Genomic DNA, 25,909 nt, shown 5'->3' with positions numbered 1-25,909 from the left:
GGACCCGCCCGGATATTAACGGCCTACGCGGGCCTGGTGCTCAGGAGAGTAACGTTCGCCGACAATTTTAATGGTTTCAAGCGCCTGGGTTAGCTGACGTGAGTCATCCTGCGAAAGAATAATGTCGGCAGCCCCCAGGTTTTCCTCCAGCCGGTGTAGCTTGGTGGTGCCAGGGATAGGAACAATCCACGGTTTTTGTGCCAGCAGCCATGCCAGCGCAATTTGCGCAGACGTCACGCCATTCTCTGCCGCCAATTCACCCAGCAAGGAGACCAGCTTTTCATTGGCTTCAATCGCCTGCCCGACGAAACGCGGCACGGTGCTGCGGTAATCATCCTTCCCAAAAGTGGTTCCTGGCTTAATCGATCCCGTCAAAAAGCCTTTGCCTAATGGGCTGAAGGGCACAAAACCAATACCCAGTTCCTCCAGTAACGGCAGGATCTCCTGCTCAGGCTCGCGCCACCACATTGAGTATTCGCTTTGTAGGGCCGTGACAGGTTGTACGGCATGCGCACGACGAATGGTTTGCGCACCCGCTTCGGACAGACCGAAATGTTTAACTTTGCCTTCAGCTATCAGGTCTTTTACCGTACCCGCAACATCTTCAATCGGGACATCCGGATCGACACGGTGTTGATACAGCAGGTCAATGACATCAGTCTTAAGACGGCGTAATGATCCTTCCACAGCTTCACGGATATGCTCCGGACGGCTGTTTAAAATCTGCTGCTTGTTGTCGTCGCCAAAAGTAAAACCAAACTTAGTGGCAATGACCACACGGTCACGAAACGGTTTTAAGGCTTCGCCGACAACTTCTTCATTGAGGAAGGGGCCATACACTTCAGCGGTATCAAAGAAGGTGACGCCACGTTCAACCGCTGCGCGAATGAGCTCGATAGCCTGACGAGTATCGGTCGCCGGACCATAGCCGTGGCTTAAGCCCATGCAACCGAGCCCAAGCGCGGAGACTTCGAGTCGGGATTTACCCAGATAACGTTTTAGCATTAAATGAATACCTCTTTTATCGCGACTTAAACATCAAGTTTGCGGCCCGTCAGCCATTCCACCATCGCCGGGTCGCGGTGAGAGAAGAAGGCGCTGGTTGCAGTGTCGAGGGCAGCAATCTGCAGCATATCTTCAGAGCTGAGTTCAAAATCGAGAATGTTGATGTTCTCTTCCATCCGTTCTTTGCGCACCGATTTCGCCAGCGAAACGATGCCTCGCTGGAAGATCCAACGCAGCACAACCTGGCCCACACTTTTGCCGTACTTCTGACCAATTGCCGTTAACACGGGATGCTGGAACAGGCCATTTTTACCCTCAGCAAACGGTGCCCAGGCTTCCGGCTGAATGCCATGGCTTTGATTCCATGGAACGGCATGCAACTGCTGGTTGAAGGGGTTAACTTCAATCTGGTTCACCGCTGGGGCCACGTTGTTGAAGGCGATAAGGTCGGCCAGTCGGTCAGGATGGAAATTGCTGACGCCAATGGCGCGAATTTTGCCTGCCTGGTGCAGTTCTTCCATAGCACGCCATGCCCCATGGACATCGCCGTAAGGTTGATGAATCAGATACAGGTCGACGTAATCAAGTTGCAGCCGATTCAGGGAGCGTTCGAACTGGGCTTTAGCGCCTTCGTAATTGGTATCCTGCAGCCAAAGTTTGGTGGTGACAAAGAGTTCGTTACGGGCGATACCGGTTTGTTTCAGTGCGTTCCCGACCTGGGTTTCGTTCTGGTAAGACGCGGCGGTATCGATCAGGCGGTATCCTGTATCGATAGCATCAATAACGGCTCTTTCGCATTCAGCAGCATCTGTCATCTGGAAGACACCAAAGCCCACCAAGGGCATTTCAATACCGTTGTTCAGTTTTACAGTTTGCATGACGTTATCCTTCAGCTGTTGTGTAGTAAAAGCATAACGCAAAGTGATTTATTCGATTAGGTGGGGTAATTAGCTAGGGTTTATTAGATGTGTTCATTAATTTAGAGGGGGCTGAAGGTCGGCTTTGTGCCACATATAGATGTTGTGGCTGTCTCCGCAACAGCAAGTCCTAAATCCAAGTGTTGAACTCTTGCAATTAACGGCCGATGATAAGAAAAGAATAAAGTAAAATCGCTCAGAACCTTCGCTGTTAAATTTTATGAGCTTTTTGCCAGAAGAACGTCTTTCCAAAGCCTATGTAATGCATTTAGAGGGAGTTTTATGTATTTATCAAAACTCGGAATCCGCAACTTTAGAAATTTTGAGGCGGCTGATATTCCCCTGGCAGGTGTAGTGGCACACTAAATTTGGCCACCTGAATAGAGGTGATATTATCACCTCACAGTCAAAACAGGTGACATTATGAACGGATGTAACAGACGCAATTTTAGCCCTGAATTTCGCCTCGAAGCAGCTCAGCTGGCACTTGATCAGCATTACACAGTTGCTGCAGCAGCGACGGCAATGAATGTCGGTAAATCGACAATGGATAAGTGGGTCCGACAGTTGAAAGGAGAACGTGCAGGCAAATCACCTGCCGCTTCCCCCATGACACCCGAGTAGATAGAAATACGTGAACTAAAGAAAAATCTTCAACGTGTTGAAATGGAAAGAGATATATTAAAAAAGGCTACCGCGCTCTTGATGTCGGACTCCCTGAACAATTCTCATTAGTTGAGAAACTCAAGGCGCGGTTTCCTGTTGCCGTTGTGTGCAACGTGTTTGGGGTTCATCGCAGCAGTTATAAATACTGGCGGCAGCCCAGGAAGCCTGATGCCACGAGAGTGGCATTACTGAGCCTTGTGCGTGAAGTATATCGCGAAAGTAACGGTTCAGCAGGAGCGCGAAGCATTGCCGCGATGGTTACCACCAAAGGTATAAAACTGAGCCGCTGGCGGGCAACAAAGCTGATGAAAGCGCTCAATATTATCAGCTGTCAGCAACCTGGCCATCGTTATAAGAAGGCGTCTAAGGACCACATTGAGATCCCTAATTATCTGGATCGCCAGTTTACTGTTACCGAACCTAACCAGGCTTGGTGCGGTGATGTGACTTATATCTGGGCGGGCAAACGCTGGGCTTATCTGGCTGTGGTACTCGATTTGTTTTCCCGTAAACCGGTTGGCTGGGCGATGTCATTTTTTCCTGATTCAGCACTGACAGGTAAAGCCCTGTCGATGGCCTGGGAAGCACGGGGAAAGCCGACTAATTTACTGTATCACTCGGATCAAGGTAGTCACTATACCAGCAGGAATTTCAGACAGTTACTGTGGAGATATCAGATAAAGCAAAGCCTGAGTCGCCGGGGAAATTGCTGGGATAACAGCCCAATGGAACGGTTCTTCAGAAGCCTGAAAACAGAGTGGGTACCGGATAATGGCTACACGAATTTTAGCGAAGCCAGCACGGCAATAACGAATTACATCACAGGATATTACAGCCAGCTCAGACCTCATCAATATAACGGAGGTTTGACGCCGAATGAATCAGAACGATTGTTCTGGAAAAACTCTAAAGCTGTGGCCAGTTTTTGTTGACCACTACAAACCAACGTTTAGTGAGGTAGTAAAAAACAGATACTCGGCCAGAGCCTTTCTTCCATCTCCCATCCCCAGCTATGTCCTCAAAGACATTTTGCTCGAAGCGCAATGCGCACCATCCAACTGCAATACTCAACCCTGGTCCCTGCATATCGTTGCAGGAGATAAACTTCGTGAATTAAGCCACGCACTGACGGAAGATCTGAGGGCTGGGAACTACAGTCTTGATTTTACGTTTGATAAAGAAGCTTATCCCGAGCCATTCAGGCACTGGGCGTTGCGCTGGGGGATAACTTAAGTCGCTCAGAAGTGGTCGAGCGTAATGTGAGATTTTTCGGCGCGCCTCATGTTGCTCTGCTGTTCATTCCTGCTGTAGGGGACAACGTTCGCGTAGCCTCTGACGCCGGTATGTATGCGCAGACATTTCTGCTTTCCCTGGCAGCTCGCGGTTACGCAGGCGTTCCACAGGCAGTGCTGAGTTATTTTGCCCAAACGGTGCGTCGAATATTAAATGTTCCTGAGGGTTTCAGGCTGCTTTACGGTATTTCTTTTGAGATCCCAGATAAAACGCATCCCTCCCTGAGTTACAGGGAAGGGCGGGTATCTCTGGACGAAAGTGTCGTCTGGCATCAATAACGACGTTTTATTTTTTTATCTGAACGGTCAGTGCCATCAGGGCGCTGGCTGCTGTAAACAACGCAATTATCCAGCCCATCGTCCAGGGTGTGCCATCACTGAACAAGGCAAGAAGCAGTGAAGAGATGATGCCGCTGCCGTATTGTAACGCGCCCATTAGCGCCGACGCGGAGCCAGCCACATTAGGCACTGCGTCCAGAGCGCAAGCCGTGGATGTCGCCGCGATGATGCCATTCATAGAGAAGAACACGAACACAGCGCCGACAATCACGGTAATTCCACCCACACCCAAGCCGGTGGTGACCGCCAGCACTATTGCGGCAATAGTGGCGATGAATACGGCATTCTTGAGCAACGCTTCCAGTGGATAGCGGTGAACTAGGCGTCTGTTGACCATGCTCACCGCCATTAGTCCAACAATGTTTACTGCAAACAACCAACCGTAATGCTGCGGGTCAACGCCAAAGTACGTGATGTACACAAACGGAGAGCCGGTGATAAAGGCGTAGGCTGCAACGTAGTAGAACGTCAGGCACAAAGTAAATCGCATGTATCTGGCGTTGGTGAGCAAGGCATAGTAGTTGTGAAAGGCTCTGGTTACGGAGGCTTGTGAGCGTTTTTCAGCAGGTAATGTTTCGGGTAACCAGAATAAAGACATCAGCATTAATGCTCCGATAATCGCCAGCAGCCAGAAGATGGCATGCCACGAGGTGACTTTAATCATCTGCCCGCCGATCAGGGGCCCAGCAATCGGCGCGATGGCCATGATTATCATCAGTGTCGAAAGCATTTGTGCAGCACGAGTACGGTTAAACAGGTCACGGATCATCGCTCGAGCCAGCATCGGCCCGGTACAGGCTCCTAACGCCTGAAAAACACGCCAGAAGACTATTTGCACGATATCTGTTGATAACGCGCAGCCCACCGAGCCGATGATGAATAGACTTAAACCGATAAACAGCGGCAGTCGACGCCCATAACGATCGCTAATCGGTCCCCAAATCAGTTGTGCAATGCAAAAGCCGATAAGAAACCCTGTGATTGTCAGCTCTGCGTCACCCTGTAAATCCTTTGCCATGACGGGCATAGCCGGAAGATAGATGTCGGTGGATAAAGAGGTGACAGCCATCAGGGCGCTGAGAATGAGCAAAAACGTTAGACCGTGTTTTGTAGCCGTGGGAGTTTGATTTTGGAAATTAATAGTGGACATGTTAACCCTAAAAAGAGGCAGGAATCATCACATCTTAATGGATTTAGTAAGCTTGATAATGACTGTCTGTGGGATAGGCACTATGAATCATACTCATCAATCTATGAAATATGATGATTAGAGTAAGTAAAAGTGGGTTTTTATCTATCTAGAATCTCTGAAGCCCTGAATCGTTTTACGGAACCCCAAGGTCAATTCTTGAACAGATTTATAAATCATCACGACGACAGAATAAGTGCTTGGCGCCAGCCAATGGATCCGCCATCCAGCCTTTTTCGCACCAAGATACTCACTACCCAACCTGTAAGTAGGCCAGTCTTGATCTATTGCGTGCTGACGTTTTTCTTTATCCGTGATTTCTCGCTTAACCAAAGAAGTCATTTTCAGCAACATTATTTCTTGGAAACGGAAACCGCAAATAATTGTGAGTAACAACATATTGTAAAAGATACGCTGATAACTATTGTCTGGAAGGGTTGGCCCCACGCAATCCTTCAACAACAATTGAACTTCACCAACACGTAAGCCATAGTTAAACATTAACCGGTGGATAAGGTAGTTACGGTATTGTTGAAATCCTGAATCGAATGGGTTTTGGGGATTAACCACGGCCATGATCAATTCGCCGGTCTCGATATCTGTAAATTCAGGAGTGGGGGGATTAACATGTTTGTTAGTTCGACACTTTGCTGACTGGTGATACTTTTGTATCGGTGTGCGGGTTCGTTCCTGGATACTTCAACTCTGTTGAAGACCTTAATTCTGTCAGCGAAATCTCTGTGGTTCGCCTGGTTAATCTGGTGAGCTTCAGTAGGTGACATATCTTGGTATGCCAGATTCATATATCTATAGTTGAGATACTTAAGGAATCGGCCAACGTTTCTGACGTGGTTACCATAGGTGGACTTGTTGGTTCTGGAGAGTGCCGAATGTAAAAAACCGTTAGAGATTATGGCGGTATCGTCACTCAGGTGCTGCTTCCCGAGCAGGTAGGTAAAGAAGCCATCAAGCTCCCTGATATAACAGGAGATATTGTAGCCAGACCGATAGAAATCGTAGTCAAATGTTCGCTTGTGCTTCTTAAAGTAATAGACGTAAAGAAACGCAGCGAACACAGAATGTTTTCTTGAGTCCCCAGATGTTTCTTGCTCAGTTCATTCATTCCATAAATTGTGGCGAACATGACCGGTAGGGTAGTCACATCATCAACTATGAGATGAGTTCTCTGGTTGTTCCTCGATAAATGTAAGATGGAATATGCCATTAACTTAGCGGATACCCCGTAATTTTTGCGTTATGAAGTCATCGTAAGTCCACAACTAAACTTTGGCAACTGACTGATTCATCGGTAAGTTCCTCTTTTTCAGGAACTTAAGAACAAACCCACCATATTTAACATAATATACATTATGCGCACTTGTGGTATTCTCGGAGACAAAGGCTATGCCTATGGATGATTCACGTAGCCTGTGACATGTCAGCCGCTTGTTTTCTTAACTCCGGCTGTCACTCCTGCAGTTGCCAGTATTCGAAGCGCAGTCTTTTCTCAGTGGAGACCGTTTTACAAAACACCGGATAAAACCTAGGACTGCCCAGGCTTAATGACTCAATGACTACGCCGCTTCCCCTTTAAACATATCCTGAATTTCAGCCGCGTTTAAATCATCGAAATCATTGAGTGATCTTGCCTTACCTTTGAGAAAGCCCAGCTTCCGTTTTGGCTTATCTTCTTTATGTGCAACGATATTTCGTATGACCGTTTTTAGCGATCAACATTGGCTCACCGTTCGAGCGACTTTTTATAGATTCTTTTTGCATCATCGATGTTGATCGTTTCCATATAGCCTAGCTGCCTTGGTCTATTTAAGCTTATCAGACCAACACCTTTCAGTAATTTGACCCCTCAGTGTCTTTTTTATATTTCATTTAGAAACACCCATCGAGTCTGCTTAACACCATAATAGCTAAATTTTCCGCCCGCTAATATCGGATGCATTACTGAGCTGACGTTAACGGCCAGTGATCCACACTCATGGAGACAGGTATTTGAGTATGGACTGATTATTTGACCTCTGATCCTGTACAAAAAACGGCCTAAAAAATGACGTCGCTGTGTGAATTATCGTGGGTTATCCCCCTGCTAATTTATCAGATTTCACGTAGCGACACCTATGAGGGCGAGTAAAATTCGACCTAATTGTTGTGTTCAAAGGCAGCAATCGCGGTAAAAGCCATGTTCAGTTTTGAACTATACTTTTACACTGATAACGTGAGGAGATTTACTATGGCAGGCGGATGGTCTGATGATGGCGCAGTCAATAAACAGATAGACGATACAGTTGAAGATGCTGTCGCTCGAGCTAGAGAAAATCTAGGCCATGGCGAAAGCGCGGAGTTCTGTGAAGAATGTGGTGAGCCGATCCCAGAGGCCCGTCGCCAAGCACTGGCCGGTGTTCGATTTTGTGTAAACTGCCAAGCCAAAATAGATAAGCAGAATGAAATCCACAGCGGCTACAACCGCCGTGGTAGTAAAGACAGCCAGCTGCGATAAGTGATGTTACCCTGGCCCGTCGCTGGCAGCCGCCAGTAGCGGGACAATAACATCACTGATAGGGGTGCTGATATTATGAGCACGGCCGCAACGCTGAATGATCCCGTTTCGGGTTTCCCATTCCAATGGCTGCCCTGACTGGCGATCCGCCAGTATTGATGTCCCCAAGTCCGACGGCGCTTGGCTGAAACGGCTGACGATCTCTTCGGGAACTGAGTCACTGAGTTGAGCACCTTCTGCTCGCGCAACATTCAGACATTCCTGTGCATAGTTAAGTGCCAGTTCACGGATATCTTCACGAGAAAACATCCCCGCACGACGGTTAGACAACACCATCAGTCCGGCCACTGCATTCTGGATTAATTTCCGCCAAGCAACAGAATTGAAATCTTCTGTTACCTCTACCTGACAGCGGGTATCCTTAAGAGCAGAAATTACCTTTTGGGATTGACTGTAATCTGGCAGTGTCAGTCTTGGGTTATCCCGTAACCAAACAGAGTTATCCATTTCACGTTGCGCCGGAAACCAGACCACTGAAGGAATAATACAGGCACCATTCACATAGGGAGCAAGTTGCGCGACTTGTTCGACACCATTTTGTAATGCACAGACAATAGTGTCTCGATTGCATAAGGCTTGAAGCCAAGCGGCGGCGGCATGGTCTTGGGTCGTCTTTACTGCGACAAAAACCAAATCTATTGGGTGGCTAATATCTTTAGGTTCAGTCATTACCGGCCCAGGGATCACTACCTGACCGCCTTCATAGCGTAATCGTAATTCAGCATGGGGAGTGCGTCCACAGAGGATCGGTGTTCGCCCTTTTTCATGTAATGCCGCGGCAACCGTTGTGCCTATGGCACCAGGTCCTACCAATGCTATCGATAATTCTGACGCCATTAGACAGCCTCCTTTATGATGAAATTTGCTGTATTTAAAGAGTTTCCTGCTTCACTGCCCTCGCCTATTTACAGATTTGTATTTGTATCGGCATCAGGCTGATGATTCTGTTCTGCCGACTTAGGGCGACCAAGCGATCGTTCAAACCACTGGCAAATCTGCTGGATAATTTGTGGCTGATACCAGTGAAGATCACCATGTTCTGCTCCCTCAACCAGAAAATAGTCAACCTGGCGGCCTGCTATTCGTAACGCTTGATAAAGACGGGCGCTTTGTTGTGGTGAAACCAACGTATCAGCGCTCCCGTGCATAATTAGGAATGGCGGCTCGTTACCCGAAACATGCGTTAACGGGCTGGCTTGTTGGGCCTTGCTGACAGACTCGGTTACTGCCGCCCCAGGGAAATGGGCAAATGCAGGTCCATTGATTAATAACGCTTCCGTGGCTGCCGGTGACGCATGCACTTGCTGAACTTTTGAAGAAAAACCTTCGCCGATAGTCAATAGATCAGAAATTCCATACAATGACACTACGGCTTGTACCTGATAATCGGTGGCTAGGCTATCTGCCAGACTGTGCTGTTGTGCGGTGGTACCCAATAGCTGTGCTAACCAGCCTCCGGCAGAATCGCCCAGCACCCCTATCCTTTCTGGGTCAATACCATACTCTCCTGCATGCATTCTCAAGAAACTCACAGCCTCTCGAGCATCTGCCAGTGGTGCAGGAAAACATTGTGGCAAGGTGCTGTATTCCGCAGCGGCGACGACAAAACCGGCTTCTGCTAAGGCCATCCGCATCTCAATAAACTTATTATGCTCGGCACTAGTGAACCCTCCGCCAGGAAAATAAAGAATTGCAGGTTTAAGATCATTGTTTCGCGGGACCAGCATTGATAGAGCTAATTGCGTAACCGTACGCAGGCTTTTTACTTGGCGATAAATGATATTACCGAGATAATCTATCTGCCCTCTGCTGAGCGACACCTGAATACGTTGAGCGCCACAGGTATCACCAGGAAAAGAGGATTCATTCTTAAAATCAATGTGTTGTGACGACAATGCCGACCTCCTGTTAACCCTATGTCTATTATAAGTATTGATGAAATATCAGGCTTTGCCAGCACGAAAATGTTAGCATCTCTTTAGAGGAAGCTATGACGTTTTATTGTTTAGCCTGTTTTAAGTTGCACTAACTTCTAAGTTTCTGTCTGACTAAAATAAGGCATCGTTACAAGATTAATTAATTGTATATTGTATGATGTAACTAATATAGTGCATTAAAGTTGCCTGCTGATAATACGTTGAGAAGTACAGGTGAACACCACGTCTACCTTAAAATCTGTGGGGAAATTATCAAAACCCTATTTTTCGACGCAAAGTTGCAGTGCTTTCTGGCACTTTAATGACACTGTCTTTAATACCCTGTGTCAGCCCTTCCGTCGCTTTTATAACGTAATTCTATCTAGTAGATTGCAGATAAAAGTTGGCAATCCGGATATTTTGGGCTGCCGAACTCCCGCGAAAATATTCTATAACGTCATAATTCGCTTAATAAAACGATGTATCGCCATGTTCTGTAATAGGAAACTGGGCGCTATACTCATACCCTCTTTTTGCAACGGTCGCAGATTTGAAGTTAAGAGCATTTGATCTCCTCTCTCCTCTGCCCCTCTATTTCATCAGGCACAACAACGATTGTCCCATGAATTTCTATAGATGACATTACCTTCCGTATAAGTCGATCTGTAGTGGCATAGTGAATTTGGCCACCTGAATAGAGGTGATATCATCACCTCATAGCCAAAACAGGTGACATTATGACCGGACGTAACAGACGCAATTTTAGCCCCGTGTTTTGCCTCCAAGCTGCCCAGCTTGTACTCGACCAGCACTACAGCATTGCCGCCGCTGCCACTGCGATGAATGTCGGTAAATCCACGATGGACAAATGGGTTCGACAATTCAAAGAAGAGCGAGCGGGTAAATCACCCATAGCTTCACCCGTGCTCTTGATGTCGGACTCCCTGAACAATTCTCATTAGTTGAGAAACTCAGGCGCGGTTTCCTGTTGCCGTTGTGTGCAACGTGTTTGGGATCCATCGCAGCAGTTATAAATACTGGCGGCAGCCCAGGAAGCCTGACGCCACGAGAGTGGTATTACTGGGTCTTGTGCGTGAGGTTTATCGCGAAACTAACGGCTCAGCAGGAGCGCGAAGCATTGCCGCGATGGTCACCACCAGAGGTATAAAACTGAGCCGTTGGTGGGCAACAACGCTGATGAAAGCGCTCAATATTATCAGCTGTCAGCAACCTGGCCATCGTTATAAGAAAGCCTCTGAGGAACATATTGAGATCCCTAATTATTTGGATCGCCAGTTTGCTGTTACCGAGCCTAATCAGGCCCGGTGCGGTGATGTGACTGATATCTGGACGGGAAAACGCTGGGCTTATCTGGCTGTGGTACTCGATTTGTTTTTCCACAAACCGGTTGGATGGGCGATGTCATTTTTCCCTGATACAGCACTGACAGGTAAAGCCCTGTCGATGGTCTGGGAAGCACGGGGAAAATCAACTAATTTACTGTATCACTCGGATCAAGGTAGTCACTATACCAGCAGGAATTTCAGACAGTTACTGTGGAGATATCAGATAAAGAAAAGCCTGAGTCGCCGGGGAAATTGCTGGGATAACAGCCCGATGGAACGATTCTTCAGAAGCCTGTAAACAAAGTGGGTACCGGATAATGGCTACGCGAATTTTAGCGAACCAGCACGGCAATAACGAATTACATCACAGGATATTACAGCCAGCTCAGAGCTCATCAAAATAACGGAGGTTTGACGCCGAATCAATCAGAACGATTGTTCTGGAAAAACTCTAAAACGGTGGCCAGTTTTTGTTGACCACTACAATCCTTAATCTTCATCATAAAGGATGTAGCCATCTATGTTGACACTGGTGGAGTGTTCATAAAAGCCTGTTATGCCATAGATGTGATAGGTCGCGGAGAAGTCCCTATAATCGTCCCCTCTCAGGTATATCCTGATACCATTGAGAGCCCCTTCGTTAATAAGAGAAAGGTGGGACTTGTGTCCTCACATCATCCAACCTGCCTATTGTTACCTACCTAGCATTATTTTGGCAGCGTTGAGCTTAACCTTTTGTTTTATCTGTATGCGGCATACCATACCGTATGGATGTAAACTCATTGTATGTTGTAACTAATTAATGATATAAAAAAACCGCTACCCTAAGGTAACGGCTTTATCAGGAGTTGATCAGGCGTTTAGCTGTTGCCCGGTCTGACAGACACTGGTTAGCAATGTCTTCACATCGTCTAAAGTCACAACTGGGTTTAACAGCGTTAGCTTCAAACAGGTCACGCCATCTGCTTCGGTAACGCCCACATTGGCCGCACCAGAAGCCAGCAGCGCATCACCGATTTTCTGGTTAAGCAGTGCTAAGTCCCCTTCGCGCAACGAGTCCGGCGTATAACGGAACAGTACGCTAGCAAGTTGTGGCTGCATCACCAACTGCAGGTCACTTTGCCCACTGACGTAGTCGCCGACCTGCTGTGCCAGGGTAATACCGTTATCGATGATCTCGGCATATTTGTCCTGACCCAGTGCTTCCAGACCCATCCACAGCTTCAATGCATCGAAACGACGGGTTGTCTGCAATGATTTCGACACCAAGTTAGGCACGCCCTGCTCTTCATCAAAGTCAGAGTTCAGGTAAGCCGCTTGGTAGCGCATCAGCTCATAATGGCGGGCATCTTTCAGGATAAAGGCACCACAGCTGATGGTCTGGAAGAATTGCTTATGGAAGTCCAAGGTGACTGAATCCACTTTCTCTAAGCCATTCAGGTAATGACGGTATTTCTGAGACAGCAGCAGTGCTCCGCCCCAAGCCGCATCCACATGTACCCAGATATTGTGTTGGGCAGCCAGGTCGGCAATCTCGCTTAACGGGTCAATGGCGCCAGCATCGGTGGTACCGGCAGTGGCAACAATTGCCATCACCTTCTCACCATTAGCTTGTGCTTGTTCCAGCTTCAGCTTGAAATCATTGATATCCATGCGGTTCACCGCATCGGTCTTCACTAGCGTGACGGAACGGTAACCCAGCCCCATCAGTGCCATGTTTTTCTGTACTGAGAAATGCGCATGCTCAGAACAGAAGACTTTCACCTTACTCAGATCACCGGTCAGACCTTGCTGCTGAACAGAGTGACCATCACGAGCGAAGAAAGCATCACGCGCCAGCATTAAGCCCATCAGGTTACTCTGGGTACCACCACTGGTGAATACGCCGGCATCACCGGCTGGGAATCCAGCCTGAGTACGCAGCCACTCGATAAGACGGATCTCCATCATCGTGGCTGACGGGCTCTGGTCCCAGGAATCCATGCTCTGGTTAGTGGCATTGATCAGCACTTCCGCAGCTTGGCTAATGACCAGGCTCGGGCAATGCAGGTGCGCCACACATTGTGGATGATGCACAGACAGGCTGTCTTTCAGGAAATACTCAACTGCACGGCCAATCGCCGCTTCGTTACCTAATCCCTGACGGGTGAAGTTCAGTTCGATGCGCTCATGCAGTTCCTGAACGGTACGCCCTTGATACATTTCTGGCTGCTGCAGCCATTCTGCGACGGCCGCTGAACTCTGTTCAATGGCCGCCTTGTAGGCGGCAATACTTTCAGCCGATCCGGAAAGGATCGGATTAATATCAGACATCACGGACTCCGTTATGCGACTGGCGTAATGCCAGCATCCAGCATCGCCTGTTCAAATTTCTGCAGGAAAGCCTTCAGTTCATCCTGAGAAATCAGCAGAGATGGCAGCAGACGCAGCACACAACCGTTACGGCCGCCACGCTCCAGGATCAGCTTGTTATCAAAGCATTTTTTCTGTAACAGCGCTGCCAGCTCACCGTCTGCTGGGTAGCAACCCATCGCATCCTGAGCTTTAGCGGGGTCAACAATTTCGATACCAATCATCAGACCTGGACCACGAACCTGACCGATCACTGGGAAGCGTTTTTTCAGCGCGTTCAGTTCGCCGGTTAACCAAGTCCCCTGCTCAGCCACTTTATCCGCGATGTTCTCTTCTTTGAGGATCTTCAGTGTGGTCAGACCGGTGGCCATCGCCATCTGGTTGCCACGGAAGGTACCAGTGTGGTGACCAGGAGACCATACATCAATCGGTTTCTTAATACCCAATACCGCTAATGGCAGGCTGCCACCGACGGCTTTAGACATCACGATGATGTCTGGCTCAATCCCGGCATGCTCAAAGGCAAAGAATTTACCGGTACGGGCAAAGCCGGCCTGAACTTCGTCTAGGATCAGCAGAATACCGTTTTCTTCAGTTACTTTACGCAGACGTTGTAAGAACTCAACCGGTGCTGGGTTAACCCCACCTTCACCCTGAACTGCTTCAAGGATCACCGCCGCTGGCTTACGCACGCCGCTTTCAACATCGTTGATCAGGTTTTCGAAGTAATGGGAAATGGCCTTCGTTCCAGCTTCACCGCCGATGCCAAACGGGCAGCGATACAGGTGCGGATAAGGCATAAACTGGACTTCTGGCATCAGGTTGTCGACCGCTTCTTTTGGTGACAGGTTCGCGGTTACAGAGAGCGCGCCATGGGTCATACCGTGATAACCGCCAGAGAAACTGATGATACCGCTGCGACCAGTCGCCTTTTTCGCCAGTTTCAGTGCCGCTTCAACCGCATCGGCGCCGGATGGACCGGTAAACTGCAGGCAATAGTCTTTACCTTCACCAGGCAGTAAAGATAACAGGTATTCTGAGAACTCATCTTTTAAAGGAGTTGTCAGGTCAAGTGTATGTAACGGCAGGCCACTACTGATAACACTCTGGATGCTTTCAAGCACTTCAGGATGATTATGACCAAGTGCCAAAGTACCGGCACCTGCCAGGCAGTCTAGATACTCGTTGCCATCAACATCGGTGATCCATGCGCCTTTCGCTTTGGCAATCGCCAGCGGCAGCTTTCTTGGATAACTTCTGACGTTGGATTCAAACTGAGACTGTCTGGTTAACAGAGTTTCATTGCTTTGCTTTACTGTATTAGCATTCAAAGTATTAATACGGACCTTATCCGTCATCATATCACTCCCACAACCCGGCGAATGGACGCCGAATTGAATCAGATTAAAAAGGGGTTTAAAAAGCGCGGCTAATATATGCGTTTTCTGACACAGATACAATAGTTTGACTCACATCACAAAAATAGAGATATAACCTGATAAATCATCAGGTTATCCCAGTTTAGGTATCTAAAAGAGTGAGCCTTAAGGTAACTAAAGTTTGATGCACTGCCGATATAGCATTATCGGCGAAACCCCTTATCCCCCTTGGCTTCGGCTAAAAGGTTCAGAAACACTTAAGAGTTAATGAAATTAGCGAGATCCTTAGGGTGATAAAGGCCCAACATCGCGGATAATAGATAAACATCACTGATTAATTAGCCACTGAATGAGACGTTACTGATCACTGCCACTGTTGTAATAGCATAGCGGCTCCAAGCCCACCAGCGGCCGCGATAGCACAGAGGCCATGCTGGGTTCCGTGATGCTGCATTTCATGAAATAAACGGCATAACAAGATGGCCCCAGAAGCCCCAATAGGATGGCCTCGGGCCAACGCACCGCCGCCAGTATTCACTTTTAACGGATCAAGGCCGCCCTCACTGATACAAACCATCGCCTGGCTAGCATAGGCTTCCATCATTTCACTTTGGCAGTCTGCCGGGCTCAGGTCAGGAAAACGGGAGAACAACTGCTGAATTGCCTTAACGGGGGCATAGCCTGGCAAGCGGCTATCTGCGCCGAGAGACTGTGAACCCAGCATCCGTAAGCCGAACGAGCATTGCAGCGTATTTGCAAGTTCATCAGACAACACCAAGCAAAAGGCGGCCCCATCGGCTTCCACTGCAGTGGCGACTACACTGACCGATTCCGCTAATTCTGCAACGCGCGACGTCAGGCGTGGCGTTAGCCGGCGTGGGTAGCTGTCGGCGATAACGTCATTGATCTGCACGATTTCATGACGCAGCCGTGGTTCAGCGGCCAATGCTTTGTGGTGGCTGTCGATGGCATAGCCATCTTGCTTATCACGACTGAGACCAAATTTGTGGGCCAGTACCGCTGCGGCCTCAGTCATATCCACATCACTGGCAGGATCAGGCGTAAACGCCGGACGAGTATAAAAGCGTGGCGGTCGCTGATCAGTAAAGGTTTCGGCACGCAATGGCCGGCGGGAATAGCTTTCTGCGCCACCGGCAATCACCACCTGAGCAGCACCAGCATCCACCAGCCCACAGGCCAAGGCTACCGCATCCAAGCCTCCCGCACACTGGGTATCAATACTGATGCCAGAGAGATGATCCAGCCCTGCTTCCAATGCCACCAGCCGCGCGGGATTGCCCCCCGCCCCTAGTGCATTGGCAACAATCAATTGGTCAACCTGTTGACTAGGCAACCCTGCCTTAGACAACAAAGCGGTCACTACTGGCGCCGCCAACTGGAAGGGCTGAAAGGAACTGAACGCCCCGCCGCGGGGTACCACAGCAGTACGTAACGCAGCAGCGATAACACTCATGGGAGTAACTTCTCCAGGGTGAACAAATCGGTTTTCCCTGCAGCCAGCAGTGGTAACTCGGTTAAATAACTGAATGATTTCGGCACCATTTCTGGACCGAGCTGACGACTGATCACGTGTCGGAGTTGCTTTTCCAACTGCGGATCAGCCTCCCCCTGTATAAACGCATGCAGCCGATGTCCACGTTGCGGATCACTGATGGCAAGCACCGCGCACTGCCCAACCGCGGGTTGTTGACTGATCAGCATTTCGACTGCCTCGGGAAATACATTTTTATCTGCAATGGTGACCATACGGCTGCGGCGTCCCGTTAGCCACAGATAGCCCTGTGCATCGAGCCAGCCAAGTTCACCGACGGTCATAAAATCGCCGTCACTGCGGGTCTCGTCACTGCCGCCAACAGCATAACCGCTAAATAAATAAGGGCTTCTGACCCAGACCTCGCCAATTCCCTGCTGAGGGTGACGGATATCGATATCCACCCCCGGATAAGCCCGTCCGACCGATCCTTCAGGCGTACTAGCATCGGCAAGGGTAATAAAGCTGGTCTCTGACGCACCATAAAATTCATGTATGGTCGCCTGCGGACAGACGCGCATTGCCCGTTCACGGGTTTTGAGATCCAATTTGCCGCCACCACAGAGAATTAACCGTACCGACGGTAACTGTTCTGCACTACCGGTTAGCAATCGTAATTGGGTCGGAGTGATATACAACACAGAGATTTTCTCGGCCTGCAACTCACTGACCTGCGAACGAGGACGCATGCCGCTGAGCATATTCACTGCCATGCCCAAATACAGCGATTCACAGAGACCGTAAAGCGCCAGTGAATGATTCAAACCTCCAAAAATGGCGCTGCGATCTTGATGATTCAACCCAAATAAGCGTTGATTAAGTACAAACGTCTGTAGCCAAGAATCCCGCTTACGACGGATCACTTTAGGAGCGCCACTACTTCCGCAGGTGGTACATTCAATATTATTACTGGAAGGTTGCAGTTCAATCCACGGAGCTTGTGCAATCGCACGAAAACTCTGTCCGCTCCGCCAAGCCTGAGCAACCCGCCGCAGTCCATCAGCCATATCTCCCAGTGCCTGTGACAGAGGGAGACCTTGAAAACGGATCACCGACTCAATCATGCCTGTTCCTCCTGCGGGTTATCGAAGCCGTGAAGTCTGGCAAAATTATCTAACGGCTCTCTCTGTGTACGGAAACCGTTAACCGGCGCATCGCTTTTTGGTCTTCCCAGTGCGATCCCACATACTACTTGCTGATGGTTCGGCAGTTCGAGGTATTGGTGGACATATTGGCCATAGTTAGCCAACGCGCCAATCCCACAACTCCCATAGCCAAGTTCGGTCGCCGCTAGGAACAGACTCATCAGCGACATCCCCAGATCCATATAACAACCGGCTCCCATATCGTTATTAATAGTCACCACTATCCCCACAGGCGCATCAAAGAACCTATAATTGGCCGAAAACTGACGACGGCGACCGGCGATATCACGCTTTTCGATCCCTAGCGCCTGATAAAGAGCATAACCGGCCTCGCGCTGACGCTGTTTAAGGAACTGCGGCATCGGTTGCGGGAAATAGTCGTATTGTAATGGCTCCGCAGGATGGGTCTCACTATAGCGTGAGAGTTCCTCGGTCAATTGCCGTAAAGGGTGACCAGTGTAGACATGAAACATCCCCGGCTGAAGATTCGCCCCACTGGGTGCACGGCGGGCAGCATTAAGCAGTGTTTCGATATCTTCACGGGGTACCGGCGTTGGAAGAAAGGCTCGGCAGGAATGCCGCTGATTGAGTAATTCTTTCAGCGAAAAAGACATAAAGAGTACCACCTAGAGGAAAAGAATTCGGGAAGTTCCGGTCAGAAGCAGAAGATAAGTATACCTGTAAACTAAAAATATGACTAATGCTTTACATGGTGAAGCGCCTGACTATAATCGTAAACCAAATTCCATTTATAAGGTTTACAAATCTGTGTGGTATCTTGCGATAGTAACACTCCTGTGGGGATCCTCCTTTAGCCTGACCGGCCATTTTCTGGCGGGTCAGGTAGACAGTTATTTTGCCGTTTTTTTCCGTACCTTAGCCGGTACACTGATCTTCGTGCCTTTTATGGTGTGGCGCAATTTGTCTTTACGATTGATTGGCGGGTTATGGCTTGCCGGTGCCCTGCAGTTTGGTGTCACCTATGCACTCTCTTATCAAAGTTATACTATGCTGACCGTACCGGAAATGCTGTTGTTTACCACACAGACCCCCCTGTATATCAGTCTGCTGAATAACGCACTGGAGCGGCGCTTTAATCCTTGGACACTAATCGCAGCCCTATTTGCCGTCTCTGGGGGGATCGTTATTCATTACCACCCACTGACGGGGCATTTCTGGAAAGGATTTTGGCTATTGCAGCTGGCAAACCTGACGTTTGCCGCAGGCCAAGTACTCTGTCGTCGCCTGCTGCTGAAATACAAACCGGAAGTGGCGTTGCCAAGGCTGTTTGGTCACTTTTTCCTGGGGGCCCTGGTGATCACTGCGCCGCTCTATTACTTCTTCGGTCAACAAGGACACCTGCCGCAGAATGATGTACAGTGGACTGTGTTGATTTATCTCAGTGTGGTCGCTACCGCGTTGGGCAGCTATTGGTTGGCAAAAGGCAGTACCTTAGTATCTGTTGCGACGCTATCGATTTTCAACGAATTGCACGTTCCGGTCGGCTTGATTATCAATATGCTGTTATGGGGCAATGATGTGCCGCTGTTGAGACTAATTGCTGGCTGCGCGCTGATTGCCATTGCTATCGCCATTAACTACGCTCGCCCGACGAAACCGCGAACCGATATAATCGCCGACGCTTGATAGCTATTATAGAACAGGCCCGTTAAGGGCCTGTTTGGTGTGGTATTAACCGTGTTGTAAATCACGTTTGATGCTGTCACAAGCTCGTAGTGATAACGCCACCATACTCAGTGTCGAGTTAACCGTTCCCGCAGCCGCCATAACCCCACCAGAGGCGATATACAGGTTCTGGTGATCATGGGTACGCATCCAAGCATCGACAACTGAATCTTTAGGATCATGACCGCCGATAGTCCCACCCATAATGTGGTTGTTAGGGTTGAAGTATGGCGTCATTTCGATTTCCGTTGCGCCAAACAGATTGGCAATCTGCATCAGGTGCTGACGAGAACTGACTGCCGCTTTACGCACGTAGTCACCAACATCATAGGTCACGTGTGGATAAGGAATACCGAGGCTGTCTTTATATTGAGTACTCAGCGTCAAACGGTTATCGGGGTTCGCCAAAATATCATGGTTGACGTAGATATCCATGCCACAGGCCGCACGACGACGGATTTCCGCATCCAGTTTTTTACCCACCAGCCCCATCTGCAAGGCTTTCACACCAGCTTTATGGTTTTGCGAAGTGTTATTCATTCCGATCTGAATGGCTGAATGTTCACGACGGAAGTCACCATCGCGGAAGTTGGTAATAGAACTCATCTGTACCGAACCGCCACCAGTCCATATCGGCTCCGCGGACTGGAAGCTCATCAAGATCCCCGGATGATCCATCATGTTACGACCGACCATATCAGAGCTGTTAGCAATCCCTCTCGGGTTCTTATCATTGGCCGCCATTAACAGCAGCTTCGGCGTCTCAATACCGTTTCCTGCCAACACAAAGGTACGAGCCGTCACCTTGTGAGAGTTCTTATCCGGATCGTAGTAGTAGAGTGCGGTAACGTTATTGTGCTCGTCAGTATCAATACGATAAACCACTGCATTAGGAACAATTTTTGCCCCCGCTTTTTCGGCTTTAATAACGCTGTGAATACCGTTATACATCGCGCCGATCGGGCAAATAGGCATACAGTTATTATTCCCACAGCACTGTGGGCGTCCGTCATAAGGACGACTGTTACGCCCCTGCGGAACGGGGGTATTTTCATAACCCGCTTGAGCTACTACTTCGGTAAAGCGGCGGTCGGCAGGACCGTAAGGCATCGGTTCCATCGGGAACGGTTTCTTACGTGGTGCGACATATTTCAAAGACGTGTCATTAGGACCATTAACGCCAATCAGCACTTCAGCACGGTAATAGTAATCTTCCAGCTCATCGTAATTGACGACCCAGTCACGGCCCACTCCATAGGTGCTGTGTAACTGCATATCCGCAGGCAGGAAACGCCAGCATGAAGCCGCCCAGTGCCAAGTGGTGCCACCAACACCTTTAATCATCCCCTGTTTAAAGGCCGATGCATCTGGGCCGGTCACTTCAGGGTAATTATTGTAGGGATTTAACTGCGGATGGACCGCCCAAGGCTTATCTGGGTATGGGGTGGCGTAATCAGATTCTGATTTATTGACCGGCGGCATATTACGCCAGTTCTCTACCACTTCCCCGCGTTCCCAGCGTGAACCGGCATCTAATACCAGTACGGATAACCCGGCTTCCGCCAGTTCTTTTGCAACGGTACCCCCGCAGATCCCAGCACCAACCACGACCACATCTGCGCTATATTGTTCAGACATAACTACCTCAAACCAAAATGGGTAAATACGACAGTATCAACGACCTTTGCGTGACAGCCGTACCACAATTAATACGATGATCAGCAGCAGAATAATGCCACCCACGACAGTGCCAGCAGCGGCATAGCGCGCCAAGAAGGGTTGTGGTCCGCCTTCACGCAGTGTTTTCACGTCCGCCGCCGTCACAGACAGTTGCGGGTTACCAAACTGTTTAAAGATATAGTTACTGAGACTGGCCACTTGTTGATCGTTTAACGACTGCACATCAGAGCCAGGACCGAACGCCGGCATCAGCACTTCTTTACCGTTTACTTCACGCTGTACGCCAAACAGGATGGTAGAGACTAAGTTATTCGGCGTATTCCCTCCGGTGGCGGTATTGTGGAACAGCGAAGGATAGTAGCCGTCTGCGGAACCGGTTCCTGACGTTTGGTGACAGCTGGCACAAGTAGTGTCGTAAATGGCTTTACCCGATAAGTCGGCCGGTAATGCGGTGCCCAGTGGCTGGGTGCCACGTACCGCCGAATCCCCTGCCAATGTGGCATCACTGCCGAAATCACCGGTAGGTTTTGCCTGTCCTGGATGGCTAACCGGAGGCAGAGACTGCAAATAGGTCACAATGGCGCCGATATCATCGTCAGACAGATGCTGCAGACTGTTGGTAACAGCTTCCGCCATAGGGCCAGCTGCCTGCGCTTTGCCCGGAACATGGCCGGTTTTCAGGTAAGCCATCAACTGGTCGCGCTGCCAGCTACCGATACCGCTCATTTTATCTGAGGTCAGGTTGGGAGCATACCAACTGCCGAGGTCTGCACCGCTAAGGGCATCGCTGCCGGTGGTGGCAGCCATCATCAGATTACGCGGCGAGTGACATTCACCACAGTGCTCCAAGTTCTGGACCAAATACTTACCGCGGTTCCAACTTTGACTCTGCGAACTATCCGCGATAAAAGGTTTGTTCTTCAGGAACAGCAAGTTCCAACCCCACATGGCTTGGCGCATACTGAACGGGAAGCTCAAGGAGGTTTCACGGTTTTTCTGGTCAACCGGCTGCACGCCATGCATAAAGTAGTAATAGAGGGCGTGCACATCTTGGTCAGTCAGACCCGCGTAAGAGGTATAAGGCATCGCTGGGTAGAGGTGGCTACCGTCACCGCGAATACCGTGACGCACCGCCTGTTCAAACTGCTGTTCGCTGTAATTGCCGATACCATATTGCTTTGATGGTGTGATATTGGTGGAATAGATGACGCCCATTGGTGAGTGGATAGCATAGCCACCGGCAAAGGTTTGCTTAGTTTGCGGGTCGGTATGACAGGCCGCACAGTCCGCTGCCACGGCCAAGTATTTCCCTTGTTTTAACAGTGCATCGCCACTGTTATCCACTCCCGGCTGAGTTACCGGAACCTCTTCTGCTGCAAACACGGGGAATATTGCACCGGACAGGGTGCATCCTAGGCAGATTGCCAGCAGCTTCTTGCGAAAGCTGCCCGTCATCCCGTCCCTTTTCAGATTATTATTTTTCACATTCACTCCGCATATTTCTGCCATAAACCTGACTGTTACCAGTAACAGTTTCAGTTGTGATCCATCCGCTGACGGAAAGTTTCCGCCTGGTTATCTGTTATGGGGTTATATTAAAAGGTAAGCAGTCTATCGACCGGCGGAGGATCAGCAGTCCAGTAATCAGGACCGTTGTGCGCATAGGTTGGGATCACCATCCCATCACGGGGCACTTGGTACATCAGAGCATTTTGGTAACCGTAGACCTTGGTATGATGACTGTCATCGGTGACACCAAGATACCAGCCTTTGATCACTGACATCATCAGATCATTCAGGGGTTGTTGTCCCTGTAATTGGGTCTGCAAGGCTTCAACATCTTCCGGCTTTTTGTCAGCAATCCACTGATTGAGCGAGGCTAACTGACTGGAAAATTGCGGGTTTTTCTCGCCAAAGGCCACATATAAACGCTGACCAAAAGTGACGTCCAAGTTCTGATGGCCCGTTAGGAAGCGAGAAGTTTTCAGAAATTGATTGAGGGTAGCACTGTCCGGAACGCTGGGCGCTGCCTGAGCTGATTGACTCAGGGTCGCGCCGGCTATGGCTGAGCCGATAGCAAAACTGGCCACCAGCCCACCGGTCTGACCGAATAGACGACGACGGCGCAGCCCTTCTTCGCTCAAGGCAGGTTCCGCAGCAGGTTGTTTATTATCCATAAATATCCTTGATACTTTTATGAGGAAACACAGATAGCGAAAGTTTTTTCGCTTCCCCATACTATCCCTAAGGACAAAGGAAAGTCTCAAAAGGTAACTGAGATTTTACACTTACATAAATTAAATTACACTTAATGTTAATGATAAGGCGTGGATGTTAATGATTTCCATTAACAGACTCAATCACTGTCGAATAGGATTTTATAATTGGATGATTAATCATGACCTTACAAGAGGTAGTGTTTCAGTGCATTAAGATGATCGCATTAACTGCATGTTGATACATAATGGCGGTTAACAATGTTCACAATCATGCAAAATAGATCCCATAAGGGGATCTCAACAGCGCTCTGGTTAGGAAAATTAATGAGCGAAAGTCATTAACCTGACAGCTCACCGCACAAGACGACCTTTCACCAATGGCTGTATAGATACATAGCCCTGCATCTTAAAGCCTATACACCGCTAACAGGCCAACAATGGATAGCCATATTATGAGGTGCGAAATTCAACGCTCCAGTTATCCCCTACTCTACCCAATTAACGGCTGAGTACTAGACCAACGGGTGACAAGAAAGGAATCATGACACAGGCGATGACTGACAACCGTTAACGACGGTATAGAAAATCAGCAATAAACAAGTGAAAGTGAGGTTTTTACGGGGCACTGTATATTTAAACAGTACCCCGCTGATATTACGCATCCCTTTCGAGGGTGCCCAGTTTTCCATTACCGTTGAAGGCGCCATTACGGTAGTCATCATAGGCTTGATGAATTTCCGCGATGCTGTTCATCACAAAGGGGCCACGGGCCACCACCGGTTCGTTAATCGGCTGAGCATGCCCAAACAGCAGTACTGCTGGCTCATCGGCCGTGATCTGCAGTTGATCGGCATCATCGTTAAGCTCCACCAGGTGCCACTTTTGCACAGATCCCCCTGAAATCGATATACTGCCGCTGACCACGTACAGGAAAATGTCGCGTTCCTGCGGCGCTGGCAGTGTCACGGTGGCACCACTGTTAATACGTACCATCGACATAAAGACACCGGTCAGCGGGACAATTGGCCCTTCTGTCCCTTGGAACTCCCCAGCAATTAACTCAATGACTCCGGCATTATCGGCTAACGGCAGGTGCGGGATCTTCTCACGCTGTACGCCGGAATATCGGGGTTTAGTCATCTTTAGGGATGCCGGAAGATTGATCCACAGTTGCAGAATTTCTAAATCGCCGCCCTGTTGCTTAAAGGATTCAGGGGAGAGTTCAGCATGGATAAGGCCTGAGCCAGCCGTCATCCACTGTACTCCACCCGCATCAATAACACTCTCATGACCACCGCTATCATAATGCGCCAGCGAGCCTTCGAGGATCACGGTCACTGTCTCGAAGCCACGATGTGGATGAGGGCCGAAAGGTAAGCCATTGTTGGAGGCCGGATAGGTCTGCGGACCATGATGATTGAGGAACAGAAAAGCTCCTAGGCGGTCCAATCCCAGTCCAGGTACCGGACGCCGAGTAACCAAGTCAGCAATATCATCCCGCAAGGCAGGATAGCTTTTCTTCACAGTACGCATATTTAACCCTCTCTGTTTGCCGGCATGACCACCAGACACTAACGACTCTTTATAGTAGGTGACTGTACGTTCGCCGATAAGGATATACAATAGCCAAAAGTGCAACTTGGTGTTCGCAAAATGGAAACAATAAGACCCTCGACAGAGTCTCTTGAAGCGTTGGTGCGCGTGGTGGACTGTGGCAGCATCACCGCCGCCGCGGAACGGTTACACACCAGTAAATCCGTCATCAGTAAACGCATTCATCAACTAGAACAGACCCTCGGTAGCCGCCTATTTCACCGTACCGGTAGACAGATGCGCCCTACTGACAGCGGGCTGATTGTTTATGAGCACGCCTGCCGTTTGCTAGAGAGAGTGAGTAAAATGGTGGATGATGTGGCGGGACATAGTGAAATACTGCGTGGTACCTTACGGGTCAACGGACCTCGCAGTTTCGGCCAGCGTTACCTGAGCCCGCTAATATTGGCCTTTATGCAGGCGCACCCGCAAATAAATGTGGTTCTAGACCTGGATGACCGCTATAGCGATTTACGCGCAGGAGATTATGATTTGTCGGTTCGCATCGGTCGTCTGAAGGATAGTGCAATGAAAGCTCGGAAATTGGCAGATAGCCCACGTGGCATATTCTGCAGTCCCGCTTGGTTACGCAAGCTGACGCGGCCGATAGTCACTCCTCAGGATCTGTTAGATTATCCGCTACTGGGTTATGCCCACGCACGACCTACACAAAGCTGGCACTTTATCGCCGACAGCAGCCAAAAACCGCAATGCCTGACTATCTCGCCCCGGTTGTTATCCGATAACGGTGAAGTACTCCGTGATGCCGCCATCGGCGGCATTGGCATTGCTGCCCTGCCACACTTTCTGGCACAAGATGCGCTGCGTTCAGGAGAACTCAGTGAACTGATCCTGCCGGGCTTCCAACTGCCGTCAGACACTCTGTATGCACTTTACCCAGAAACTGTTACATTGCCCGCGAGGGTGAGAGTATTGATCGATTTTCTGGCCGAACAGTTGCCTAGTTCGTTATCAGCCATAGGCGATAAAGTATAAAAAAACGCCCGTGGCCAATAAAGGCAACGGGCGTCTCAGCAGAACCCTGCGTAACACGATGGCGG

The 25,909-nt window shown here is 49.3% G+C and carries 19 protein-coding genes and 3 pseudogenes; 7 read left to right on the top strand and 15 right to left on the bottom strand.

Annotated features, from left to right (window positions below):
- Window positions 1–15: 15 nt before the first annotated feature.
- The gene (locus tag DW47_RS0105945) at window positions 16–1,005 is read right to left on the bottom strand and encodes an aldo/keto reductase (RefSeq protein WP_029685476.1); all 990 of its coding nucleotides are present in this window, start codon (window positions 1,003–1,005) and stop codon (window positions 16–18) included.
- A 26-nt stretch (window positions 1,006–1,031) separates the two neighbouring features.
- Window positions 1,032–1,883 (bottom strand): aldo/keto reductase, encoded by an 852-nt coding sequence (locus DW47_RS0105940; RefSeq protein ID WP_029685474.1) that lies wholly within the window; start codon window positions 1,881–1,883, stop codon window positions 1,032–1,034.
- 462 nt (window positions 1,884–2,345) lie between these two features.
- On the opposite strand from DW47_RS0105940, the pseudogene DW47_RS0105930 reads away from it, so the two are divergent.
- From DW47_RS0105930 to DW47_RS17785, 3 genes and pseudogenes are all read left to right on the top strand, one after another.
- Window positions 2,346–3,520 (top strand): annotated as a pseudogene (locus DW47_RS0105930) (IS3 family transposase).
- A complete protein-coding gene (locus DW47_RS17790; protein ID WP_277618933.1) occupies window positions 3,465–3,821 on the top strand; it encodes a nitroreductase family protein in 357 nt (118 codons plus the stop codon). Before DW47_RS0105930 ends, DW47_RS17790 begins: the two are co-directional and overlap by 56 nt.
- A gap of 11 nt (window positions 3,822–3,832) precedes the next feature.
- Window positions 3,833–4,159 carry a nitroreductase family protein gene (locus DW47_RS17785; RefSeq protein WP_338151553.1) on the top strand — a complete coding sequence of 109 codons (327 nt, stop codon included), beginning with the start codon at window positions 3,833–3,835 and terminating at the stop codon, window positions 4,157–4,159.
- A 7-nt stretch (window positions 4,160–4,166) separates the two neighbouring features.
- Here DW47_RS17785 and DW47_RS0105925 read toward each other — a convergent pair whose 3' ends face one another.
- Both DW47_RS0105925 and DW47_RS17830 read right to left on the bottom strand, forming a co-directional pair.
- Window positions 4,167–5,369: a multidrug effflux MFS transporter gene (locus DW47_RS0105925; RefSeq protein ID WP_029685471.1), complete on the bottom strand. Its 1,203-nt coding sequence runs from the start codon at window positions 5,367–5,369 to the stop codon at window positions 4,167–4,169.
- Between the two features lie 150 nt (window positions 5,370–5,519).
- Window positions 5,520–6,633: pseudogene (locus tag DW47_RS17830) on the bottom strand (hypothetical protein); the annotation flags it as partial.
- Between the two features lie 1,020 nt (window positions 6,634–7,653).
- Here DW47_RS17830 and DW47_RS0105915 point away from each other — a divergent pair.
- Window positions 7,654–7,920, top strand: a complete 267-nt coding sequence (locus DW47_RS0105915; RefSeq protein WP_029685470.1) for a DksA/TraR family C4-type zinc finger protein — start codon at window positions 7,654–7,656, stop codon at window positions 7,918–7,920.
- Between the two features lie 6 nt (window positions 7,921–7,926).
- On the opposite strand, the gene DW47_RS0105910 is transcribed toward DW47_RS0105915, so the two are convergent.
- The gene (locus DW47_RS0105910) at window positions 7,927–8,817 is read right to left on the bottom strand and encodes an oxidoreductase (RefSeq protein ID WP_029685469.1); all 891 of its coding nucleotides are present in this window, start codon (window positions 8,815–8,817) and stop codon (window positions 7,927–7,929) included.
- Between the two features lie 68 nt (window positions 8,818–8,885).
- On the bottom strand, window positions 8,886–9,875 hold the full coding sequence (locus DW47_RS0105905; protein WP_029685468.1) for an alpha/beta hydrolase fold domain-containing protein: 990 nt from the start codon (window positions 9,873–9,875) through the stop codon (window positions 8,886–8,888).
- 758 nt (window positions 9,876–10,633) lie between these two features.
- Between DW47_RS0105905 and DW47_RS16260 the strand changes: the two are divergent.
- Window positions 10,634–11,719 (top strand): annotated as a pseudogene (locus DW47_RS16260) (IS3 family transposase).
- 375 nt (window positions 11,720–12,094) lie between these two features.
- Here DW47_RS16260 and DW47_RS0105890 read toward each other — a convergent pair.
- The 5 genes from DW47_RS0105890 to DW47_RS0105870 form a co-directional block, all read right to left on the bottom strand.
- On the bottom strand, window positions 12,095–13,555 hold the full coding sequence (locus DW47_RS0105890; protein WP_029685466.1) for a pyridoxal phosphate-dependent decarboxylase family protein: 1,461 nt from the start codon (window positions 13,553–13,555) through the stop codon (window positions 12,095–12,097).
- 11 nt (window positions 13,556–13,566) lie between these two features.
- A complete protein-coding gene (locus tag DW47_RS0105885; protein ID WP_029685465.1) occupies window positions 13,567–14,955 on the bottom strand; it encodes a diaminobutyrate--2-oxoglutarate transaminase in 1,389 nt (462 codons plus the stop codon).
- 382 nt (window positions 14,956–15,337) lie between these two features.
- Complete coding sequence (locus tag DW47_RS0105880) at window positions 15,338–16,447, bottom strand: thiolase family protein (protein ID WP_029685464.1); 1,110 nt, start codon at window positions 16,445–16,447, stop codon at window positions 15,338–15,340.
- On the bottom strand, window positions 16,444–17,589 hold the full coding sequence (locus DW47_RS0105875; RefSeq protein ID WP_029685463.1) for an AMP-binding protein: 1,146 nt from the start codon (window positions 17,587–17,589) through the stop codon (window positions 16,444–16,446). The genes DW47_RS0105880 and DW47_RS0105875 overlap by 4 nt, the downstream gene beginning before the upstream one ends.
- On the bottom strand, window positions 17,586–18,284 hold the full coding sequence (locus DW47_RS0105870; protein ID WP_029685462.1) for a nitroreductase: 699 nt from the start codon (window positions 18,282–18,284) through the stop codon (window positions 17,586–17,588). The genes DW47_RS0105875 and DW47_RS0105870 overlap by 4 nt, the downstream gene beginning before the upstream one ends.
- Window positions 18,285–18,438: 154 nt before the next feature.
- On the opposite strand from DW47_RS0105870, the gene DW47_RS0105865 reads away from it, so the two are divergent.
- Window positions 18,439–19,317: an EamA family transporter gene (locus tag DW47_RS0105865; RefSeq protein ID WP_051150844.1), complete on the top strand. Its 879-nt coding sequence runs from the start codon at window positions 18,439–18,441 to the stop codon at window positions 19,315–19,317.
- A gap of 45 nt (window positions 19,318–19,362) precedes the next feature.
- On the opposite strand, the gene DW47_RS0105860 is transcribed toward DW47_RS0105865, so the two are convergent.
- The 4 genes from DW47_RS0105860 to DW47_RS0105840 all read right to left on the bottom strand — a co-directional run bounded on the left by DW47_RS0105860 (window position 19,363) and on the right by DW47_RS0105840 (window position 24,788).
- Window positions 19,363–20,994 carry a GMC family oxidoreductase gene (locus tag DW47_RS0105860; RefSeq protein ID WP_029685460.1) on the bottom strand — a complete coding sequence of 544 codons (1,632 nt, stop codon included), beginning with the start codon at window positions 20,992–20,994 and terminating at the stop codon, window positions 19,363–19,365.
- Window positions 20,995–21,030: 36 nt separating this feature from the next.
- Window positions 21,031–22,491, bottom strand: coding sequence for a c-type cytochrome (locus DW47_RS0105855; protein WP_071846614.1), 1,461 nt, complete (start codon window positions 22,489–22,491; stop codon window positions 21,031–21,033).
- A 140-nt stretch (window positions 22,492–22,631) separates the two neighbouring features.
- Entirely contained in the window at window positions 22,632–23,213 is a 582-nt protein-coding gene (locus DW47_RS0105850; RefSeq protein ID WP_029685457.1) for a sugar dehydrogenase complex small subunit, read from the bottom strand.
- A gap of 696 nt (window positions 23,214–23,909) precedes the next feature.
- Window positions 23,910–24,788: a pirin family protein gene (locus tag DW47_RS0105840; RefSeq protein ID WP_029685456.1), complete on the bottom strand. Its 879-nt coding sequence runs from the start codon at window positions 24,786–24,788 to the stop codon at window positions 23,910–23,912.
- 120 nt (window positions 24,789–24,908) lie between these two features.
- Here DW47_RS0105840 and DW47_RS0105835 point away from each other — a divergent pair, with 120 nt between their 5' ends.
- Entirely contained in the window at window positions 24,909–25,844 is a 936-nt protein-coding gene (locus DW47_RS0105835) for a LysR family transcriptional regulator (RefSeq protein WP_029685455.1), read from the top strand.
- The last annotated feature ends 65 nt before the right edge of the window (window positions 25,845–25,909 follow it).

It is taken from the genome of Tatumella saanichensis, assembly GCF_000439375.1.
Taxonomy (GTDB): Bacteria; Pseudomonadota; Gammaproteobacteria; order Enterobacterales; family Enterobacteriaceae; genus Tatumella; species Tatumella saanichensis.
The sequence above is the reverse complement of the archived record's forward strand: the minus strand, read 5'-3'. Positions and strand labels throughout refer to the sequence as shown.

Excerpts from the sequence above, each read along its gene's own strand:
- DW47_RS0105945 (WP_029685476.1), bottom strand. The coding sequence starts at position 1,005 with ATGCTAAAACGTTATCTGGGTAAATCCCGACTCGAAGTCTCCGCGCTT.
- DW47_RS0105940 (WP_029685474.1), bottom strand. The coding sequence starts at position 1,883 with ATGCAAACTGTAAAACTGAACAACGGTATTGAAATGCCCTTGGTGGGC.
- DW47_RS17790 (WP_277618933.1), top strand. The coding sequence starts at position 3,465 with ATGAATCAGAACGATTGTTCTGGAAAAACTCTAAAGCTGTGGCCAGTT.
- DW47_RS0105925 (WP_029685471.1), bottom strand. The coding sequence starts at position 5,369 with ATGTCCACTATTAATTTCCAAAATCAAACTCCCACGGCTACAAAACAC.
- DW47_RS0105915 (WP_029685470.1), top strand. The coding sequence starts at position 7,654 with ATGGCAGGCGGATGGTCTGATGATGGCGCAGTCAATAAACAGATAGAC.
- DW47_RS0105910 (WP_029685469.1), bottom strand. The coding sequence starts at position 8,817 with ATGGCGTCAGAATTATCGATAGCATTGGTAGGACCTGGTGCCATAGGC.
- DW47_RS0105890 (WP_029685466.1), bottom strand. The coding sequence starts at position 13,555 with ATGTCTGATATTAATCCGATCCTTTCCGGATCGGCTGAAAGTATTGCC.
- DW47_RS0105885 (WP_029685465.1), bottom strand. The coding sequence starts at position 14,955 with ATGATGACGGATAAGGTCCGTATTAATACTTTGAATGCTAATACAGTA.
- DW47_RS0105880 (WP_029685464.1), bottom strand. The coding sequence starts at position 16,447 with ATGAGTGTTATCGCTGCTGCGTTACGTACTGCTGTGGTACCCCGCGGC.
- DW47_RS0105875 (WP_029685463.1), bottom strand. The coding sequence starts at position 17,589 with ATGATTGAGTCGGTGATCCGTTTTCAAGGTCTCCCTCTGTCACAGGCA.
- DW47_RS0105870 (WP_029685462.1), bottom strand. The coding sequence starts at position 18,284 with ATGTCTTTTTCGCTGAAAGAATTACTCAATCAGCGGCATTCCTGCCGA.
- DW47_RS0105860 (WP_029685460.1), bottom strand. The coding sequence starts at position 20,994 with ATGTCTGAACAATATAGCGCAGATGTGGTCGTGGTTGGTGCTGGGATC.
- DW47_RS0105855 (WP_071846614.1), bottom strand. The coding sequence starts at position 22,491 with ATGACGGGCAGCTTTCGCAAGAAGCTGCTGGCAATCTGCCTAGGATGC.
- DW47_RS0105850 (WP_029685457.1), bottom strand. The coding sequence starts at position 23,213 with ATGGATAATAAACAACCTGCTGCGGAACCTGCCTTGAGCGAAGAAGGG.
- DW47_RS0105840 (WP_029685456.1), bottom strand. The coding sequence starts at position 24,788 with ATGCGTACTGTGAAGAAAAGCTATCCTGCCTTGCGGGATGATATTGCT.
- DW47_RS0105835 (WP_029685455.1), top strand. The coding sequence starts at position 24,909 with ATGGAAACAATAAGACCCTCGACAGAGTCTCTTGAAGCGTTGGTGCGC.